Genomic DNA, 19,911 nt, shown 5'->3' with positions numbered 1-19,911 from the left:
ACGAATGATTCCGAGGAGTGAGACGATTTCGTGTCAGTCCTCGGACATGTGAGGTTCCCGGTGCACCAGTGCGAAGGCCTGCCGGGCGATCTCCAGCTCCTCGTCGGTGGGCACCACCGCGACCGCCACCCGGGCGTACGCGGGCGAGATGATCCGGGCCGCGCCCGAGCGCACCGAGTTCAGCTCCGGGTCCACGGCGATGCCCAGCTCGTCCAGCCCCGCGGTGGCCGCCGCGCGCACCGGCGCCGCGTTCTCCCCGACGCCCGCGGTGAAGGCGATCGCGTCCACCCGGCCGAGCACCCCGTAGTACCCGCCGATGTACTTGCGCAGCCGGTGGACGTAGCTGTCGAAGGCGAGCCTGGCGTCCGCGTCCCCCTCGTCGGCGCGGCGCATGATCTCGCGCATGTCGTTCTCGCCGCACAGGCCGCGCAGCCCGCTGCGGCGGTTGAGCAGGTCGTCGATCTCGTCGATCGACAGTCCGCCGACCCGGTGCAGGTGGAACACCACGCCGGCGTCGATGTCGCCCGAGCGGGTGCCCATGACCAGGCCCTCCAGCGGGGTCAGGCCCATCGAGGTGTCGACGCAGCGCCCGCCGCTGACCGCCGAGGCGGAGGCGCCGTTGCCCAGGTGCAGCACGATCACGTTGACCTCGGCCGGGTCCTTGCCGAGCAGCCGGGCGGTCGCCCGCGAGACGTACTGGTGCGAGGTGCCGTGGAAGCCGTAGCGGCGCACCCGGTGCTCGTCGGCGACGTCCTTGTCGATGGCGTACCGCGCCGCGTACTCGGGCATCGAGGCGTGGAAGGCGGTGTCGAAGACGGCCACCTGCGGGAGGTCGGGGCGCAGCGCCCGGGCCACCTCGATGCCGGTGATGTTGGCCGGGTTGTGCAGCGGGGCCACCGGGATGAGCCGGCGGATCTCCCCGAGCACCTCCTCGGTGATCACGGTCGGCTCGGTGAACCGCTTGCCGCCGTGGACCACCCGGTGGCCGATCGCGGCCAGCTCGGGGGAGTCCAGCCCGAGGCCGTCGGCGGCCAGCTCCTCGGCGACGGCCTTCAGCGCGGCCGAGTGGTCGGGGAACGGCTGCAGCGCCTCGCGCGGTTCGCCGGTGCGGGGGGTGTGCACCAGGCGCCCGCCCGACTCGCCGATCCGCTCGACCAGCCCGGAGGCCAGCCGGGTGCCGTCCAGCATCTCGATCAGCTGGTACTTCACCGACGAGGAGCCGGCGTTCAGCACGAGAACGCGGGTTCCTTCGCTCATGCCTGGGGCTCCTTGTCGTCCTGGGACTGGATGGCGGTGATCGCCACGGTGTTGACGATGTCCTGCACCAGCGCCCCGCGGGAGAGGTCGTTGACGGGCTTGCGCAGCCCCTGCAGCACCGGGCCGACCGCGACGGCGCCGGCCGAGCGCTGGACCGCCTTGTAGGTGTTGTTGCCGGTGTTGAGGTCCGGGAAGATCAGCACGGTCGCCCGCCCGGCCACCGGGGAGCCCGGCAGCTTGGTGGCCGCGACGTGCTCGTCCACCGCCGCGTCGTACTGGATCGGGCCCTCGACCAGGATGTCCGGCCGCAGCTCGCGGACGAGCTCGGTGGCCTTGCGCACCTTGTCGACGTCGGCGCCGGAGCCTGAGGTGCCGGTCGAGTACGAGAGCATCGCGACCCGCGGCTCCACCCCGAACTGGGCGGCGGTGGCGGCGGCCTGGATCGCGATGTCGGCCAGCTGCTGGGCGTCCGGGTCGGGGTTGACCGCGCAGTCGCCGTACACCAGCACCTTGTCGGCCAGGCACATGAAGAAGACGGAGGAGACGATCGCGGCGCCCGGCGAGGTCTTGATCACCTCGAAGGCCGGCCGGATGGTCGCCGCGGTGGAGTGCACCGCGCCGGACACCATGCCGTCCGCGATGCCCTCCTGGACCATCAGGGTGCCGAAGTAGGAGACGTCCGTGACGACGTCCAGCGCCAGCTCGACGGTCATCCCCTTGTGGGCCCGCAGCCGCGCGTACAGCTCGGCGAACTGGCGGCGCAGCGGGCTGGTGGTCGGGTCGACGAGCCGGACCTGGGCGCGGTCGGCGCCCGGCGCCTCCAGCGGCAGCTCGATGCCGAGGCCGGCGGCCTTGCGGCGCACCGCGTCCGGATCGCCGAGCAGGGTGAGGTCGCAGATGTTGCGGCGCAGCAGGATCTCGGCCGCGCGCAGCACCCGCTCCTCGGTGCCCTCGGGCAGCACGACGTGCCGGCGGCCGGCCCGGGCGCGCTCCAGCAGCTCGTGCTCGAACATCATCGGGGTGACCCGCTCGGACCGGTCGACCTCGATCAGGTTGGTCAACTCGGCGGTGTCGACGTGGAGTTCGAACAGGCCGAGGGCGATCTCGGCCTTCCGGGGACTGGCCGCGGTGAGCTTGCCCTCCAGGTGGGTCAGGGTGGCGGCGGTCGGCCAGCTGCCCTCGGGGACGACGGCGACCGGGGTGCCCGGGGCGAGCCGGGCGGCGAGCGCCATCACGTTCGGGCCGGGGTGCTGGCCGAGCGTCAGCAGCACGCCGGCGATCGGCGGGGCGCCGGCGGCGTGCGCGGCCAGCGAGCCGATCACCAGGTCGGCGCGGTCCCCGGGGGTGACGACGAGCGCGCCCTCGGTCAGCGCGTCCAGGAAGGTCGGCAGCATGGCGCCGCCGAAGACGTAGCCGCGCACGTCGCGGGCCAGGCCGGCCGCGTCGCCGAGCAGCACCTCGGCGCCGGTCGCCTCGACCAGCTGGGCGACGGTCGGCGCGGCCAGGGCCGGCTCCTCCGGGATGACGTAGGCGGGGATCGGCAGCTTCTCGGTGAGCTTGCGCTGGATCCGCTGCTTGGCGCTGGCGGCGGTCCGGTTGGCGATCATCGCCAGGGTCTCGCAGCCGAGGTCGGTGTACGCCCGGTGGGCGTTGCGCACCTCGGCGATCACGGCCTCCGGGTCCTTGCCCTGGCCGCCGACCACCGGCAGCACGGCGGCGCCGAACTCGTTGGCGAGGCGGGCGTTGAAGGCCAGTTCGTCCGGGATGTTGGTGTCGGCGAAGTCGGTGCCGAGCACCAGCACCGCCTGGCAGCGCCGTTCCATCGCGCGGAACCGGTCGACCAGGACGGAGACCAGCTCGTCCTGCCCCTGGGCGGCCTGCAGCGCGGCGGCCTCCTCGTAGGTGAGGCCGTACAGCTCGGTGCTCGGCAGGTCGATCCGGTAGCGGCCGTGCAGCAGCTCGACGACGTGGTCCGAGCCCGGCTCACCGGGGGCGGAGGCGTGCACCAGCGGGCGGAAGAGCCCGACCCGGTCCACCTGGCGGGTGAGCAGTTCCATGACCCCGAGTTCGACCGCCTGCCGGCCGTCCCCCCGGTCGATCCCGGTCACGTACACGCTGCGCGCCACGTGGGTTTCTCCGTCCCGTCGTCTCGGAAGGTGGTCATATCGACCATACCTTCGCACCCCGAACGACCGTCCGCGAGCAGAGGCGGGCCGGAGCGGCAAGGGACGAACGTCCTGCCGGGGGCGCCGGTGGTCAGTACCCGGCGTTGGTGATTTCCGAGCCGGACAGCTCCACCGTCCGCCCGCTGACGAAGGCCTCCGACACGCGCCGGTCCACCAGCCAGCCGTGCGGGTGCACGAGGGCGCCGTTGCGGCCCGGGGTCCAGCCGTCGGCGGCGAGCGCGGCCCGCAGGCGGGCCTCCACCCGGTCGGCCGTCACGCCGGCGGGGCTGCCGATGGTGAGGGTCCGGGAGCAGAAGTTCGAGCCGCAGTAGCCCCCGTCGTCGTGCTCGACGGTCACCCCGGGTGGCAGCGGCATCTCGGCGGCGCTCGGGAGGAAGGCGGTTTGGGCGAATGCCCCGTAGCCGAACGCGATCGCCGAGCCCGCCAGGGCGTGGACGGTGATCGCGATGGCCGATCCGGCCACCGGGTGGTCGTACTCCTTCGCGGGCCGGGGGCCGCGCAGGCGCCGCTCGGCCAGCCCGCCCGCGAGGACCACCAGGCCGGCGGCGATCGGATAGCCGGCCTCGACCTCGGCGGCGGCGCGGGTGAAGTACCAGTCCTCCGCCAGGCCGGCGAGCGCGAGGGCCAGACCGGCGAGGACGGCGAAGACGGCCACCCCGACCGTCCGGGTGCGGACCAGGAACGCCCAGCAGACCGCGGGCAACAGAAGGTAGAGCAGTTCCAGTACCAGCAACACCTGCAAGCCCCCCGCCTGCTGACGACCCGTCCCAGGCGGGGAGCCTAGGCGATCACGCCGGGCGGAGCCAGAGCGTGGCGAGCGGGGGGAGGACCAGTTCCGCGGAGCGGGTCTGGCCGTCCCACTCCACCGCTTCGGCCTTGACCGGGTGGGAGTTGCCGATGCCGCTGCCGCCGTACTCCTCGGCGTCGGTGTTCAGCACCTCCTCCCACAGCTGGTCGCGGCCCGCCAGGCGGGGCAGGCCGACCCGGCGGCCGTGCCGGACGACCGGGGAGAAGTTGCAGACCGCGACCAGCGGTGTGCCGTCGGCCGCGTACCGGACGTAGGAGAGCAGGTTGTCGTCCGCGGCGCCGCCGTCGAGCCAGCGGAAGCCGTCCGGGGTGGTGTCCAGCTCCCACAGCGCCGGGGTGTCGCGGTAGTGCCGGTTGAGGTCACGGACCAGGCGGCGCACCCCGCGGTGGTCCTCGTGGGCCGGCCACTGCTCGTCGAGCACCCACCACTGCGGGCCGTGCTCGTGGTCCCATTCCGCGCCCTGGGCGAACTCCTGCCCCATGTAGAGCAGTTGCTTGCCCGGGTGGGACCACATGAAGCCCAGGTAGGCGCGGTGGTTGGCGCGCTGCTGCCACCAGTCGCCGGGCATCTTTGAGACCAGGGCCTGCTTGCCGTGGACGACCTCGTCGTGCGAGATCGGCAGGATGTAGTTCTCCGAGTAGGCGTACACCATCGAGAAGGTGATCTCGTTGTGGTGGTACTTGCGGTGCACCGGCTCCTTGGAGATGTAGACCAGCGAGTCGTGCATCCAGCCCATGTTCCACTTGAGCCCGAAGCCGAGGCCGCCGGCGTCGGTGGGGCGGGTGACCCCGTCCCAGGCGGTGGACTCCTCGGCGATGGTGATCACACCGGGGCAGCGCCGGTAGACGGTGGCGTTCATCTCCTGCAGGAAGGAGGCCGCGTCCAGGTTCTCCCGGCCGCCGTACTGGTTGGGCGTCCAGGCGCCGCCCTCGCGGGAGTAGTCGAGGTAGAGCATCGAGGCGACGGCGTCGACCCGCAGGCCGTCGATGTGGAACTCCTCGCACCAGTAGACCGCGTTGGCGACCAGGAAGTTGCGCACCTCCTTGCGGCCGTAGTCGAACTCCAGGGTCCCCCAGTCGGGGTGCTCGGCGCGCAGCGGGTCGGCGGGCTCGTACAGCGGCTCGCCGTCGAAGCGGGCGAGCGCGAAGTCGTCCTTGGGGAAGTGCGCGGGCACCCAGTCGACGATCACGCCGATGCCGTGTCGGTGCAGGGCGTCCACCAGGTACCGGAAGTCGTCCGGCCCGCCGAGCCGGGCGGTGGGGGCGTAGTAGCCGGACACCTGGTAGCCCCAGGAGCCGCCGAAGGGGTGCTCCATCACCGGCATGAACTCCACGTGGGTGAAGTTCAACTCCTTGAGGTAGCGCGGGAGCTCCTCGGCGATGGCGCGGTAGTCGGTGAGGTCCGGGCGCCACGAGGGCAGGTGCAGCTCGTACACCGACATCGGCGCCCGGTGGTGCGGGGCGCGGGCCCGGCGGGCCATCCACTCGCCGTCCTGCCACGCGTAGGCGGAGGAGGTGACCACCGAGGCGGTGCCGGGCGGGCACTGGGCCGCCCGGGCCAGCGGGTCGGCCTTGTCGAGCACCCAGCCCTGCCGGGTGTGCACCTCGTACTTGTACGTGGTGCCCTCGGCCAGGCCCGGGACGAACAGCTCCCAGATGCCGGAGGAGCCGAGCGAGCGCATCGGGTGCCCGGTGCCGTTCCAGTGGTTGAAGTCGCCGATCAGCCGCACTCCGACCGCGTTCGGCGCCCAGACCGCGAACGCGGTGCCGGCCACGCCGTCGACGGTGCGCACGTGCGAGCCGAGCGCCCGCCACAGCTGCTCGTGCCGGCCCTCGGAGATCAGGTGCAGGTCCAGCTCGCCGAGGGTGGGCGCGGTGCGGTAGCCGTCCTGCTGGCGCAGCGGCTCACCGTCCGGGTAGGTCACCAGCAGGGAGTAGTCCCGCAGTTCGCCGCCGGTCACCAGCCCGGTGAACAGCCCGCTCTGCTGGTGGGTGAGTTCGGCGGGGCCGTGCGGGGTCTCGACGACCACCCGCTCGGCGAACGGGCGCAGCACCCGGACCGCCGTGCCGCCGTGCACCGGGTGCGCGCCGAGCAGGGCGTGCGGGTCGTGGTGCTGCCCGCTCACCAGCCGGTCCACCTCGGACGGCGGCAGCGGCGCCTCGGGCAGGCGAAGGGCCCCGACGGGGGCGTCCGCCGGAACGCCCGCGGGAACGGGGGCCGCGCGCGGCGTGGTCCGCCCGCGCGGCGCCGGGCGCTCGGGCCCGGCGTCGGCGCCCGCCGTTGCGGCACCCCCTCCTTCGTCGGTCGCTCGGCCCGCTCCGCCGTCGGCGTCGGCGAGCCCTTCGGCTCGGGGCGGGTCGGCGGCGTCGGCCAGGAAGGTGGCCGGAACGGTGCGGTCGGGGCGGCCGGTCGGGTCGAGCGGCGTCACGGCGTGGTCCTCCTGCGGCGGGGGTGGGCGAACTCCTGCGGGCGGTACGGGAAGCGGCGGTGCGGCGAGCGGCGGTGCGGGTGGCGGGCGAGCGGGGATCGGGGGAGTCAGACGGACAGGGCGAGCCGGTTGATCGCGGCCAGCGGGATCGGCAGCCAGCTCGGCCGGTGCCGGGCCTCGTACACCACCTCGTACACCGCCTTGTCGATCTCCAGCGCCCGCATCAGCTCCGGCGAGGCCGCCGGGTCGGCGCCGCCCCCGGCCGTGTAGCCGGCGCTGAAGGCGGTGCGGTTGCGCTGGGCCCAGGCGGCGGCCAGGTGCGCCAGTTCCGGGTCGACCGGGCCGCCGGCCAGCAGGTGGGCGGCGGCGTAGTCGAAGGAGCGGAGCATGGCGGCGACGTCGCGCAGGGCGGGCTGCGGTTCGCGCCGTTCGTTGACCGACTTGGCTGGCTCGCCCTCGAAGTCCAGCAGGACCCAGCCGTGCGGGGTCCGCATGGCCTGCCCGAGGTGCAGGTCGCCGTGGATGCGCTGGACCGGCAGCCCGTCCGGGTGGGCGTCGGCGAGCTGCTGGAAGGCGGTGCGCAGCGCGGCCCGGAAGCGCAGCAGTCCGGGGACGGCGGCGACGGCGCTGTCCAGCCGGTCGGCCATCGCGGTGGCGAGCCGTCCGGTCTGGGTGCGGTCGAGCCGGGCGACCGGCATCGACCGGGCCAGCACCCGGTGCACCTCGGCGGTGGCCCGGCCGAGCCGGTGCGCCTCGATGGCGAAGTTGCCCGGCGAGCGGTCGCCCTTGAGCCGGCCGACCTGGTCGAGGGCGAGCTCCCAGCCGTCCTCGGCGTCCGGCAGGTAGCGCTGGAGCAGGCCGAGGGTGGCCGGTTCGGCGCGTTCCATCCGGCTCTCGAACCAGGCGGCGACCCGCGGGATGCGGGTGGAGCCGGCCCGGGAGAGGGCGAGCGAGAGTTCGAGGTCGGGGTTGGTGCCGGGGTGGATGCGGCGGAACAGCTTGAGGATGTACGAGGTGCCGTAGATGACCGAGCTGTTGGACTGCTCGGCGGTGGAGGCGCGGCCGGGGAGGTTGGCGGGCAGTCCGGAGCCGGGGGTGCGGCGGAAGGACAGTGAGCCGAAGCGGTCGCCGGTGGCGAGGTGTTCCAGCAGGCGCCCGGTGAGTTCGGGGTCGTGCACCGCGTCGTAGAGGGTCGCGCCGTCGTACGGTCCCTGGCTGAGCCGGCCGAGCACCGCGCCGGGCCCGATGTCCCCGAGTCCCTGCGAGCGGATGCCGAGCAGCAGCTGGTAGATGTCGCCGTGCGGCGCGCCGGCCGTGGTGGCGTGCTCGACCCGCAGCAGCAGGTGCAGCAGGGCCGGGTCGCCGACCTGCAGCGGGGTGCCGACCACCGGGGTGAGACCGGTGATGGGCCGTCCCTTCCCGGCGTACCAGCGCTGGGTGGGCAGCCACGCCGCGATCAGCGGCAGCGCCGCCTGGACGAGCTCGCTGACCCCCAGGGCGGTTCTCCGGACCCCGGAGCCCCGCGCGCCGGTCGGCGTGGTGGAGCCGCCCGGGGCGTCGTGCTGCACATGGGCTTGAGAACGGGAGGTTTCGGACATGACTCCCTTTCCCCGGAAGCACGCGGACTGCCCGACGGGTCGTGGCCGGGTCCGTCAGTCTTCCGGATTGCGGCGGCGCGGCGGTCGCGGCACGCGAGCGTGGCTCGGGTGTCACGCCTTCGTGTGGGTGGCCGTTGGGCTGTTCTCCGTACGCGGTGGTGCAGAGAACTCCGGGGGCGCTGGGGTTCAACTGGCGCCCCCGGAGGGTCTGGTGGTGCCGGTGTGGCGGTGCGGCCGTGGCGGATCGTTACTTCGACCGCCTGGTCCCGCTCAGACGCGGGGGCTGCCGGAGCTGGAACCAGTAGAAGCCGTGCCCGGCCAGGGTGAGCAGGTAGGGCCACTCACCGATCGACGGGAAGCGCACCCCGCCGATCAGCTCGACCGGGTACCGCCCGCCGTACTGCCGCAGGTCCAGCTCGGTCGGCTGAGCGAACCGCGAGAAGTTGTTCACGCACATGACCAGGTCCCCCTCGTGCTCGCGCACGAAGGCCAGCACGGCGGGGTTGCTGGACGGCAGTTCGGCGTAGCTGCCGAGGCCGAACGCCGGATTGAGCTTGCGGATCTCGATCATGCGACGCGTCCAGTGCAGCAGCGAACTCGAACTGCTCTGCTGCGCCTCGACGTTGGTCACCTGGAAGCCGTACACCGGGTCCATGATGGGCGGCAGACTGAGCCTGCCCGGGTCGGCGGAGGAGAAACCCGCGTTGCGGTCCGGGGTCCACTGCATCGGAGTGCGCACGCCGTCCCGGTCGCCGAGCCAGATGTTGTCGCCCATGCCGATCTCGTCCCCGTAGTAGAGCACCGGCGAGCCGGGCAGGGAGAGCAGCAGGGCGGTGAACAGCTCGATCTGGTTGCGGTCGTTCTCCAGCAGCGGGGCGAGCCGGCGGCGGATGCCCACGTTGGCGCGCATCCGGGGGTCCTTGGCGTACTCCGCGTACATGTAGTCGCGCTCCTCGTCGGTGACCATCTCCAGGGTCAGCTCGTCGTGGTTGCGCAGGAAGATGCCCCACTGGCAGCCGTTGGGGATGCGCGGGGTCTTGGCGAGGATCTCGGACACCGGGTAGCGGGACTCGCGGCGCACCGCCATGAAGATCCGCGGCATCACCGGGAAGTGGAACGCCATGTGGCACTCGTCGCCGCCCGAGGTGAAGTCGCCGAAGTAGTCGACGACGTCCTCCGGCCACTGGTTGGCCTCGGCGAGCAGCACGGTGTCGGGGTAGTCGGCGTCGATCTCCTTGCGGACCCGCTTGAGGAACTCGTGGGTCTCCGGCAGGTTCTCGCAGTTGGTGCCCTCGCGGGCGAAGAGGTACGGCACCGCGTCCAGCCGGAAGCCGTCGATGCCGAGGTCGAGCCAGAACCGCAGCCCGGCGATCATCTCGTCCTGGACCCGGGGGTTGTCGTAGTTGAGGTCCGGCTGGTGCGAGAAGAAGCGGTGCCAGTAGTACTGCTTGCGGACCGGGTCGTAGGTCCAGTTGGAGGTCTCGGTGTCGACGAAGATGATCCGGGCGTCCGGGTACTGCTTGTCGTCGTCGGCCCACATGTAGAAGTCGCCGTAGGGCCCGTCCGGGTCCTCCCGGGAGGCCTGGAACCACGGGTGCTGGTCGCTGGTGTGGTTCATGACGAAGTCGATGATCACGCGCATGCCGCGGGCGTGCGCGGCGTCGGTGAACTCCATGAAGTCGGCGAGGTCGCCGAACTCCGGCAGCACCGAGGTGTAGTCGGACACGTCGTAGCCGCCGTCGCGCAGCGGCGAGGCGAAGAACGGGGGGAGCCAGAGGCAGTCGATCCCGAGCCACTGGAGGTAGTCGAGCTTGGCCGTGAGCCCCTTGAGGTCCCCGACCCCGTCGCCGTTGCTGTCCTGGAAGGACCGCACCAGCACCTCGTAGAAGACCGCACGCTTGAACCACTCGGGGTCCAGGTTCTTCTTCGAGGTCTCGGGGAAGGTGTCGGGGACGGGCTCGTTCACTGTCACGCTGGGTTCCTCCGAACCGTGAGGAGGTGAGCCGGCTCGGCTGAGGGATCGAGCCGGACGTAGTTGTGCCGGCCCCAGGTGTAGACGGCGCCGGTGAGCTCGTCGTGCACCGCGTACGGGCCGTCGCCGTCGAGGCTGACGGTGGCCTCCTGGACGTGGTGCGGGTCGAGGTTCACCACGGTGATGACCTGGTCGGTGAGGCCCTCGGGGGTGGTCGCGGTCTTGGAGTAGGCGAGCACCTGGTCGTTGTCGGTGGGGTGGAAGCGCAGGTCGCGCAGCTGCTGCAGGGCGGGGTGGCGCCGGCGCAGCCGGTTGAGCACGGTCAGCAGCGGGGCGAGGGTGTCGGTGCGGTTCCAGTCGCGCGGGCGCAGCTCGTACTTCTCCGAGTGCAGGTACTCCTCGGAGCCCGGGTGGGCCGGCTCGTTCTCGTGGAGCTCGTAGCCGGCGTAGACGCCGTAGCTGGGGGAGAGGGTGGCGGCGAGCACCGCGCGGACCGCGAAGGCGGCCCGGCCGCCGTGCTGCAGGTAGGCGTGCAGGATGTCCGGGGTGTTGGCGAAGAAGTTGGGGCGCATGTAGGCGGCTGCGTCACCGGTGAGTTCGGTGAGGTACTCGGTGAGTTCCGGTTTGGTGGTGCGCCAGGTGAAGTACGTGTACGACTGGTGGAAACCGATCTTCGCCAGGGTGTGCATCATCGCGGGGCGGGTGAAGGCCTCCGCCAGGAACACGACATCGGGGTCGGTGCGGGCGATGTCGGAGAGCACCTTCTCCCAGAACACCACCGGTTTGGTGTGCGGGTTGTCGACCCGGAAGATCCGCACGCCGTGTGACATCCAGAACCGAAGGATTCGGACGGTTTCCTTGACGATTCCGTCCATGTCCTGGTCGAAGTTGACCGGATAGATGTCCTGATACTTCTTCGGCGGGTTCTCGGCGTAGGCGATGGTGCCGTCCGCGCGGTGGCTGAACCATTCCGGGTGCTTGTTCACCCAGGGGTGGTCCGGCGAGCACTGGAGGGCGAAGTCGAGCGCCACCTCCAGGTTCAGCTCCCGCGCCTCGGAGACGAAGTGGTCGAAGTCCTCGATGGTGCCGAGGTCCGGGTGGACGGCGTCGTGGCCGCCCTCCGGGGAGCCGATCGCCCAGGGCGAGCCGACGTCGTGCAGACCGGCCGTCAGGGTGTTGTCAGGGCCTTTGCGGAAGGCTCGGCCGATCGGGTGGACCGGCGGCAGGTAGACCACGTCGAAGCCCATCGCGGCGACCGCCGGTAGCCGTTCGGCGGCGGTGCGCAGGGTGCCCGAGCGCGGCGGCTCGACGCCGCTCGGGTCCACCACGGCCCCCTCCGAACGGGGGAAGAACTCGTACCAGGAGCCGAACAGTGCCCGCTCGCGGTCCACCTGCAGCGGCAGCGGGCGGGAGGCGCTGAGCAGCTCGCGCAGCGGGTAGCGGGCCAGCAGCTCCAGCACCTCGGGGGCGAGGGCGGCGGCCAGCCGGGACAGCGGCGGCATGGTCGGGTCGCGCAGCGCCTCGGCGGCGGCCAGGACGTCGGCGCGGCCCTCCTTCTTCGGCACGCCGGCCGCGGCCTGCTCGAACAGCCGGGCCCCCTCCTCCAGGACCAGCGCGGTGTCGATGCCGGCGGGCAGCTTCACCGAGGCGGTCCTGCGCCAGGTGGCGACCGGGTCGCTCCACGCCTCCACCAGGTACGACCAGCGGCCGGGCGCGGTCGGGGTGACGTACGCGCCCCAGCGGTCGGTGCCCTCGGCGAGCTCGCGCATCGGCGTCCACGGGCCGCTGCGGCCGCGCGGGTCGCGCAGTACCACGTTGGCGTTGACGGCGTCGTGGCCCTCCCGGAAGACGGTCGCGGTGACCAGGAAGGTCTCGCCGACGACGGCCTTGGCCGGGCGGCGGCCGGCGTCGACGAGGGGACTGACGTCCAGGACGGGGATGCGGCCGATCACGGTGTCGCTCTCTGTCTTGCGGGCGGAGGGCTTGGCGGCGGTCTTGCGGGCCGGCCCGGCCGCCGGTTCGGCGGCGGTCTTCGCGGCGGGCGCCTTCGGGGCGGCCGCCTTCCTCGGGGCGGTCTTGCGGGGCGCGGGCTCGGCCCCGGCTCCGGCCTTCGGGGTGGCGGCCGACGCGGTGGCGGTGGTGCGGCGCGTGGTGGTGCGCCTGCGGGGTGCCGCGGTCCGGTCCTCCTCGGTCCCGGGTCGTCGGGCCGTTTCGGGGGACCGCGCCGTCGAGGTCCGGTCCGCGGGGGGTTGGGATTCGGAGGATCCGGTACGGACCGCGCCGGACGCCCTGGGCGCAGGCATCGCCGGATCTGTCCGAGTGTCAGAATCCATCCGTCCGGCGGATTCCGCGACCGCTGAGTCGAGGGCTTCGGCCACCGGTGTGGACTGGTCCCGCGTGTCGCCGTGCATGCCAAGCTCCTGCCCGAGATCGGCGGCAGCTCCCGCGGGCCGGGGGATCGGGCCAGGGGAGTACCGGGAGGACTGCTGGGTGGGGAGGACGTGCGACCGGAGCCTGCCCGCGCCGCTGTCCCCGGCAACCTGCCCGGCGCCCGCCGAGCCGGTGGCAGGACGCCCCCGAGCCCGTGCGCGTCCCGGCGCACGCCTCCGGGGGCGCGCCCCTGGGCGGTCCGGTCCACCCGTGAACGAGCGGGCCGGGCGCGAGGACACGCGTCGGTGCGCGGTGAGCGCCGAATGGGCTAAGAAGAACGGGAACGGCCAACGCGAAAAGGATTCGGACGTGCTGCTTCAAGGGGGACGCCACCCGTCGCCGCACTCCCCACAGCATCAACGACCTTCGGTCATCCTCGCACCGGCGACAAGGTTTTTGCAGCAGTACGACAGTAGTTTCGGGTCTTCTCCCGAGCGGATGCGCCATCGGAAATGGATCCGTACCGAAGAGTTCACGTATTGGTAGCGCGGCTCCTCGAAATGTGCGCCTCGCGCGCCCCCCGTGCAGTCCAATGCGCCGAATGCGATCTCATCAATAGCCCGAACGGATGCCCAATAGCCCACTTGACGCACTGTCGGACCGGCCGCCACGGCTACGCTTCACGCCGTGAAGGCAATCCGCAGATTCACCGTCCGCACCGTCCTGCCCGAACAACTCCAGCCGTTGCACGAGCTGGCCCTCAACCTGCGCTGGTCCTGGCACCCCGAGACCAGGGACCTGTTCCGGTCCGTGGACCCGGAGGTCTGGGCCGCGACCGGCGAGGACCCGGTGCGGCTGCTCGGGGAGGTCCCGGCCGGCCGGCTCGCCGCGCTCGCCGCCGACCGGCGGTTCCTGCGCAGACTCGGCGACCTCGCCGACGACCTGCGCGACTACCTGACCGGCCCGCGCTGGTACCAGACCCGGCAGCAGGAGGCCGAGGCCGCCCCGCTGCCCGCCGCGATCGCCTACTTCTCGCCCGAGTACGGCATCGCCGCCGCGCTGCCCCAGTACTCCGGCGGGCTCGGCATCCTGGCCGGCGACCACCTCAAGGCCGCCAGCGACCTCGGCGTCCCGGTCATCGGCGTCGGGCTGTTCTACCGGCACGGCTACTTCCGGCAGTCCCTCGGCCGGGACGGCTGGCAGCAGGAGCGCTACCCGCTGCTCGACCCGGACGAGCTGGCGGTCAGCCCGCTCCGGGAGGCCGACGGCACCCCCAGCCGGGTCGACCTCGCCCTGCCCGGCGGCCGCACCCTGGCCGCCCGGATCTGGAAGGCCCAGGTCGGGCGGGTCCCGCTGCTGCTGCTCGACTCCGACATCGAGGCCAACTCGCCGGCCGAACGCGACGTCACCGACCGGCTCTACGGTGGCGGCAGCGAGCACCGGCTGCTGCAGGAGATGCTGCTCGGCATCGGCGGCGTCCGGGCCGTGCGCGTCTACTGCCGGCTCACCGGACACCCCGCCCCCGAGGTCTTCCACACCAACGAGGGCCACGCCGGTTTCCTCGGCGTCGAACGGATCCGCGAACTCGTCGCCGAGGAGCCGGACGGTCCGGACTTCGCCGCTGCCCTGGAGTCCGTCCGGGCCGGCACCCTCTTCACCACCCACACGCCGGTCCCGGCCGGCATCGACCGCTTCGACCGCGACCTCGTCGCCCGCCACTTCGGCGGCGACGCCGCCCTGCCCGGCGTCCCGGTCGACCGGGTGCTCGCGCTCGGCGCCGAGACCTGGCCCGGCGGGGACCCGAAGCTGTTCAACATGGCCGCCATGGGCCTGCGGCTGGCCCAGCGCGCCAACGGGGTCTCCACCCTGCACGGCGAGGTCAGCCGCTCGATGTTCAACGGCCTCTGGCCCGGCTTCGACCCCTCCGAGGTGCCGATCACCTCGGTCACCAACGGCGTGCACGCCGCCACCTGGATCGACCCGGCGGTCGTGCGGCTCGGCGCCGCCGAGATCGGCGCCGAGCGCGCCGAGGAGGCGATGACCACCGGCGAGGCCACCCGCTGGACCGGCCTGGAGACGATCGGCACCACCGAGATCTGGGAGCTCCGCCGCACCCTGCGCGCCCAGCTGGTGGAGGAGGCCCGCCGCCGGCTGCGCGCCTCCTGGCGCCAGCGCGGGGCCGGGGAGGCCGAACTCGGCTGGGTCTCCTCGGTGCTCGACCCCGACGTGCTCACCATCGGCTTCGCCCGCCGGGTGCCCTCCTACAAGCGGCTCACCCTGATGCTGCGCGACCCGGAGCGGCTGCGCGGCCTGCTGCTGCACCCCACCCGGCCGGTGCAGATCGTGGTGGCCGGCAAGGCCCACCCGGCCGACGACGGCGGCAAGCGGCTGATCCAGCAGATGGTCGCCTTCGCCGACGACCCGGCGGTCCGGCACCGGATCGTCTTCCTGCCGGACTACGACATGGCGATGGCCCGGCACCTCTACCCGGGCTGCGACGTCTGGCTGAACAACCCGCTGCGCCCGCTGGAGGCCTGCGGCACCTCGGGGATGAAGGCAGCGCTCAACGGCTGCCTCAACCTGTCCGTCCTGGACGGCTGGTGGGACGAGTGGTACGACGGCCGCAACGGCTGGGCGATCCCCACCGCCGACGAGAGCGGAGGGGTGCTCGACCCGGACAGCGGCGAGGCCGAGCGGCGCGACGACATCGAGGCGGCCGCGCTCTACGACCTGATCGAGCACCAGGTCGCCGCCCGGTTCTACGACCGCGACGCGGACGGCCTGCCGCACCACTGGATCGCCATGGTCCGGCACACCCTGGTCACCCTCGGGCCCAAGGTGCTCGCCGGGCGGATGGTCCGCGAGTACGTCGAACGGCTGTACGCCCCGGCGGCGCTGGCCCAGCGGGAGCTGGCGGCGCCGGAAGCCGGGCGCGCGGAGGCGGGCGGGCGGTCCACCGGGCGGTTCACGGGCGCCCGGGAGCTGGCCGGCTGGAAGGCGAAGGTCCGGGAGGCCTGGCCGGCCGTCCGGGTCGAGCACGTCGAGGCGGAGTGCCCGACCGAGGCCCAGGAGCTGGGCAGCTCGCTGGCGCTGCGGGTGCAGGTCGCGCTCGGCACCCTGCAGCCGGGCGACGTCGAGGTCCAGGTGGTCTCCGGCCGGGTGGACGAGTCGGACGGCATCTCGGACGCCTGCCTGCTCGCCCTGAAGCCGGTCGGCGGGCCCGACCTGGACGGCCGCACCCGCTACGAGGGCACGCTGGAGCTGTGCCGGACCGGCCCGTTCGGCTACACCGTCCGGGTGCTGCCCGCGCACCCGCTGCTGGCCTCCCCGGCCGAGCCGGGCCTGGTCGCTCTGCCCGTCGAGTCGGCCGGGATGGACGCGGGGCTGCTGCGCTGACGTCGCGCCGGACGACTGCCGTCCGTGCGTCCGAGACGGACGGACGGCAGTCGTCCGAGGTGCGGCCCGGCCGGGTGCGTGACGGCGCACCCGGACGGGCACATCGAGGGGCCGGGGGTGTCGGACACCCCGCGGCTAGACCAGGCTGTCCCGCCAGGCCCGGTGGAGGGCGGCGAAGCGGCCGGAGCCGTCGATCAGCTCCTGCGGGGAGCCGTCCTCCACGATCCGGCCCTGGTCCATCACCAGGACGCGGTCGGCGATCTCCACGGTGGAGAGCCGGTGGGCGATGATCACCGCCGTCCGGCCGGCCAGCACCGTGCGCATCGCCCGTTGTACGGCCTGCTCGCCCGGGACGTCCAGCGAGCTGGTCGCCTCGTCAAGGATCAGCACCGCCGGGTCGGCCAGCAGGGCACGGGCGAAGGCCACCAGCTGGCGCTGGCCGGCTGAGATCCGGCCGCCGCGCTTGCGCACGTCGGTGTCGAAGCCGTCCGGCAGCGCGGCGATGAACTCGTACGCGCCGATGTCGCGGGCGGCCCGCTCGACCTCCTCGCGGGTGGCGCCGGGGCGGCCGATCGCGATGTTCTCGGCGACCGTGCCGGAGAACAGGAAGGACTCCTGGGTCACCATCACCACCCCGCGCCGCAGCTCGGGGGTGGCCAGCTCGCGCAGGTCCACGCCGTCCAGCCGGATCCGGCCCTCGGTCGGGTCGTAGAAGCGGGCCAGCAGCTTGGCGACCGTCGACTTGCCCGCGCCGGTCGCGCCGACCACCGCGACCGTCTGCCCGGCCGGGATCAGCAGGTCGAAGGGCGGCAGCACCTCCTTGCCGGTGGGGTAGGAGAAGCGGGTCGCCTCGAAGGACACCTCCCGGCCCTTCCGAGCCGCCTGCGGCAGCTCCTTCGGCTCGGCCGGTTCGGCGACGGTCGGCTCGTGGGCGAGCAGGCCGGCGATCTTCTCCAGCGCGGCGGCGGCCGACTGGTAGCTGTTCAGGAACATCGCCAGCTGGTCGATCGGGTCGTAGAGCCGGCGCAGGTAGAGCACGAAGGCGGTGAGCGTGCCCAGCGCCAGCGAGTCGTCGACGGCCAGGTACGCGCCGAACAGCAGCACGCCGGTGAGCCACAGGTTGGCGGTGGCCCGGGAGAGGCCGACGTAGCGGGCGATCTCCAGCAGGCCGTCCGCGGTCGCGGTGGCGGACTGCCGGTTGACCACCGCGAAGGCCGCGTCGTTGGCCTTCTCGCGGCGGAAGGCCTGCACCGGGCGGATGCCGTTCATGGTCTCGGTGAAGCGGACGATCAGCGAGGCCGCCGAGGTGCGGGAGCGGCGGTACACCCGGCGCGAGCGGCTGCGGAAGGACCGGGCGATCAGCGCCAGCGGCACCGCGGACACGAGTGAGACCAGCCCGAGCCGCCAGTCCAGCACCAGCAGCAGCACCGAGATGTAGCAGACCGACAGGAAGACCGTCAGCAGCTCCTGCAGGCCCTCCGAGAGCAGCTCGCGCAGCGCGTCGATGTCACTGGTGGCCCGGGAGATGATCCGGCCCGAGGTGTAGCGCTCGTGGAAGTCCAGGCTCAGCCGCTGGGCGTGCCGGAAGATCCGGCCGCGCAGCTCCAGCAGGATGTCCTGGTTGATCCGGGCGCTGATCTTGATGAACACCCACTGCAGCACCGGGCTGAGCAGTGCGCAGAACAGGTACGCGGCGATGACCGCGACCAGCGGGCCGGAGTCGTGCGCGCGCAGCGCCGGGATGGCGCGGTCCATCGCCACGGCGACCAGCAGCGGGCCGGACTGCAGGGCCGCCTGCTGGACCAGGATCACCACCATCGCGACGGCGATCCGGGCCCGGTGCGGGCCGAGCAGCGAGCGCAGCAGCGCCCGGGGCGCGCCGGGCGGGACGGGGATGTCCTCCTCGTCGGCCGGGGGCGGGGGAAGTTCCTCCTCGGCGGACGCGGCGGACGCGGCGGGCCCGGCCTTCGTGGGTTCGGCGGTCGTGGTCACGGGGCTGCACTTCCTTCGGGCACGAGGGCGGCCTCGCCCGACATCAGTTCGCGGTAGAGCGCGCAGTCGCGGAGCAGTTCCTGGTGGGTGCCGACGGCCTCGATCCGGCCGTCCGCCAGGACCGCGACCCGGTCGGCGAGCAGCACGGTGCTGGGACGGTGGGCCACCACCAGGGCGGTGGTGGTGCCGAGGACCTCGCGCAGCGCGCGCTCGACCAGGGCCTCGGTGTGCACGTCCAGGGCGGAGAGCGGATCGTCCAGCACCAGGAAGGCCGGGTCGCCGACCACCGCGCGGGCCAGGGCGAGGCGCTGGCGCTGGCCGCCGGACAGGCTCAGGCCCTGCTCGCCGACCTCGGTGTCGGCACCCTCGGGGAGCTTCTCCACGAAGCCGGCCTGGGCGGTGGCGAGGGCGGAGCGCAGCTGCTCCCCGGTCGCGCCCGGGGCACCCATCAGGACGTTCTCCCGGACGGTGGCGGAGAACAGGGTGGGCTCCTCGAAGGCGACCGCGACGAGTTCGCGCAGCCGCTCCCGGGGCAGGTCGCGGATGTCCCGGCCGTCCAGCGTGATGGTGCCGGCGGTGGCGTCGTACAGCCGGGGGAGCAGGGCGGTCAGGGTGGTCTTGCCGCTGCCGGTGGCGCCGACCAGGGCCATCGTCTCGCCGCTGCGGACGTGCAGGTCGATGCCGGTCAGCAGGTCGGGGCTGCCGGCCGGGGCGTCGGGGTAGCGGAAGCGGACGTCGGTGAAGCGGATGCCGTCCCGGGTGGCGAGGCCGGTGGCGGAGCCCGGGTCGGGGGTGTCCGGCTCGTCCAGCACCTCGAAGAAGCGGTCGGTCGCGGTGGCGGCCTCGTTGGCGTACGCGAGCAGCCAGCCGAGCGACTCCACCGGCCAGCGCAGCGCGAGCGCGGTGGAGAGGAAGGCGACCAGGGCGCCGGCGCTCAGCTCGTCGTGGGCGACCAGGTACGCGCCGACGGCGAGGGCGCAGCCGAGGGCGATCTCCGGCAGGCCGACGATCACCGCCCAGAGGTTGGCCAGCAGGTGGGCCTTGTGCAGCTCGGTGCGGCGCAGCTCCCGGGCCTGGGCCCGGAAGCGCTCGGCCATCGAGCGGTGGCGGCCGAAGGCCTTGAGGATCCGGATGCCGAGGACGGACTCCTCGACCACGGTGGCGAGGTCGCCGTTCTGGTCCTGGGCGAGGCGGGAGGCGCCGGAGTAGCCGGACTCGAAGCGCCGGGTGAGGACGAACAGCGGGACGACGGGCACCAGGGCGATCAGGGCGAGCCGCCAGTCCTGGGTGAACATCACCACCGTGCCGGCCAGGAACATGACCGAGTTGACGATCAGGAACACCAGCGGGAAGGCCAGGAACAGCCGCATGGTGTACATGTCTGCGGTGGCCCGGGACAGGAGCTGGCCGGAGCCCCAGCGGTCGTGGAAGGAGACCGGCAGCCGCTGGAGCTTGGCGAAGAGGTCGCCGCGCATCGCCGTCTCCAGCCCGGCCAGCGGGCGGGCCAGCACCACCCGGCGGGTGAAGAACAGTCCGGCCTCGAAGAGCCCGACCAGCAGCACCAGGCCGATCAGCGGCCAGAGGGCGGCGAGGTCGTGCGTGGCGAGCGGGCCGTCCACGATCCGGCCGAGGAGCACCGGGACGGCGAGGGTGCTCAGCATGCCGAGCGTGGCGGCCGTCACCGAGACGACCAGCCGGCCGCGGACGGCGCGCGCGTACGGCCACAGGCGCAGCAGCGAGCGGACCGTGGAGTGGCGGGGCGCGGCCGGCGGTGCGGCTGCGGCGGTGGTGGCCGCCGCGGCGGGTTCGGCGGTCCCGTCGGCGGGCGGGTTGTCGGTGTCTTGTCGGTTCTCGGCCATCGCGGTGAGGGTAGGCAGAGAGCCCGTCACTTCTCATCCGGTTTT

At 73.0% G+C, this 19,911-nt stretch carries 10 protein-coding genes; 1 reads left to right on the top strand and 9 read right to left on the bottom strand.

The genetic code is table 11. The features are described from left to right. Positions 1-33 precede the first annotated feature (33 nt). From ACZ7KX_RS14505 to ACZ7KX_RS14475, 7 genes are all read right to left on the bottom strand, one after another. Positions 34-1,257 carry an acetate kinase gene (locus ACZ7KX_RS14505; protein WP_470326744.1) on the bottom strand — a complete coding sequence of 408 codons (1,224 nt, stop codon included), beginning with the start codon at positions 1,255-1,257 and terminating at the stop codon, positions 34-36. Then, on the bottom strand, positions 1,254-3,383 hold the full coding sequence (gene pta, locus ACZ7KX_RS14500; protein ID WP_470326743.1) for a phosphate acetyltransferase: 2,130 nt from the start codon (positions 3,381-3,383) through the stop codon (positions 1,254-1,256). The genes ACZ7KX_RS14505 and pta overlap by 4 nt, the downstream gene beginning before the upstream one ends. Before the next feature lie 130 nt (positions 3,384-3,513). Further along, positions 3,514-4,185: a hypothetical protein gene (locus ACZ7KX_RS14495; RefSeq protein ID WP_470326742.1), complete on the bottom strand. Its 672-nt coding sequence runs from the start codon at positions 4,183-4,185 to the stop codon at positions 3,514-3,516. A 46-nt stretch (positions 4,186-4,231) separates the two neighbouring features. Beyond that, the gene (glgB, locus tag ACZ7KX_RS14490) at positions 4,232-6,679 is read right to left on the bottom strand and encodes a 1,4-alpha-glucan branching protein GlgB (RefSeq protein WP_470326741.1); all 2,448 of its coding nucleotides are present in this window, start codon (positions 6,677-6,679) and stop codon (positions 4,232-4,234) included. Positions 6,680-6,786: 107 nt separating this feature from the next. Next, a complete protein-coding gene (locus ACZ7KX_RS14485; RefSeq protein ID WP_470326740.1) occupies positions 6,787-8,277 on the bottom strand; it encodes a maltokinase N-terminal cap-like domain-containing protein in 1,491 nt (496 codons plus the stop codon). A gap of 247 nt (positions 8,278-8,524) precedes the next feature. After that, entirely contained in the window at positions 8,525-10,249 is a 1,725-nt protein-coding gene (gene treS / locus ACZ7KX_RS14480) for a maltose alpha-D-glucosyltransferase (protein ID WP_350520226.1), read from the bottom strand. After that, positions 10,246-12,201, bottom strand: a complete 1,956-nt coding sequence (locus ACZ7KX_RS14475) for an alpha-1,4-glucan--maltose-1-phosphate maltosyltransferase (protein WP_396552047.1) — start codon at positions 12,199-12,201, stop codon at positions 10,246-10,248. Before ACZ7KX_RS14475 ends, treS begins: the two co-directional genes overlap by 4 nt. A gap of 1,105 nt (positions 12,202-13,306) precedes the next feature. Between ACZ7KX_RS14475 and glgP the strand changes: the two genes are divergently transcribed. Further along, a complete protein-coding gene (glgP, locus tag ACZ7KX_RS14470) occupies positions 13,307-16,015 on the top strand; it encodes an alpha-glucan family phosphorylase (RefSeq protein WP_350520225.1) in 2,709 nt (902 codons plus the stop codon). A 135-nt stretch (positions 16,016-16,150) separates the two neighbouring features. On the opposite strand, the gene ACZ7KX_RS14465 is transcribed toward glgP, so the two are convergent. Continuing rightward, complete coding sequence (locus ACZ7KX_RS14465) at positions 16,151-18,007, bottom strand: ABC transporter ATP-binding protein (protein WP_470326739.1); 1,857 nt, start codon at positions 18,005-18,007, stop codon at positions 16,151-16,153. Beyond that, entirely contained in the window at positions 18,004-19,866 is a 1,863-nt protein-coding gene (locus ACZ7KX_RS14460) for an ABC transporter ATP-binding protein (RefSeq protein WP_470326738.1), read from the bottom strand. Before ACZ7KX_RS14460 ends, ACZ7KX_RS14465 begins: the two co-directional genes overlap by 4 nt. Positions 19,867-19,911 lie beyond the last annotated feature (45 nt).

It is taken from the genome of Kitasatospora sp. NPDC038210, from assembly GCF_055600605.1.
The sequence above is the reverse complement of the archived record's forward strand: the minus strand, read 5'-3'. Positions and strand labels throughout refer to the sequence as shown.

Excerpts from the sequence above, each read along its gene's own strand:
- ACZ7KX_RS14505 (WP_470326744.1), bottom strand. The coding sequence starts at position 1,257 with ATGAGCGAAGGAACCCGCGTTCTCGTGCTGAACGCCGGCTCCTCGTCG.
- ACZ7KX_RS14485 (WP_470326740.1), bottom strand. The coding sequence starts at position 8,277 with ATGTCCGAAACCTCCCGTTCTCAAGCCCATGTGCAGCACGACGCCCCG.
- ACZ7KX_RS14460 (WP_470326738.1), bottom strand. The coding sequence starts at position 19,866 with ATGGCCGAGAACCGACAAGACACCGACAACCCGCCCGCCGACGGGACC.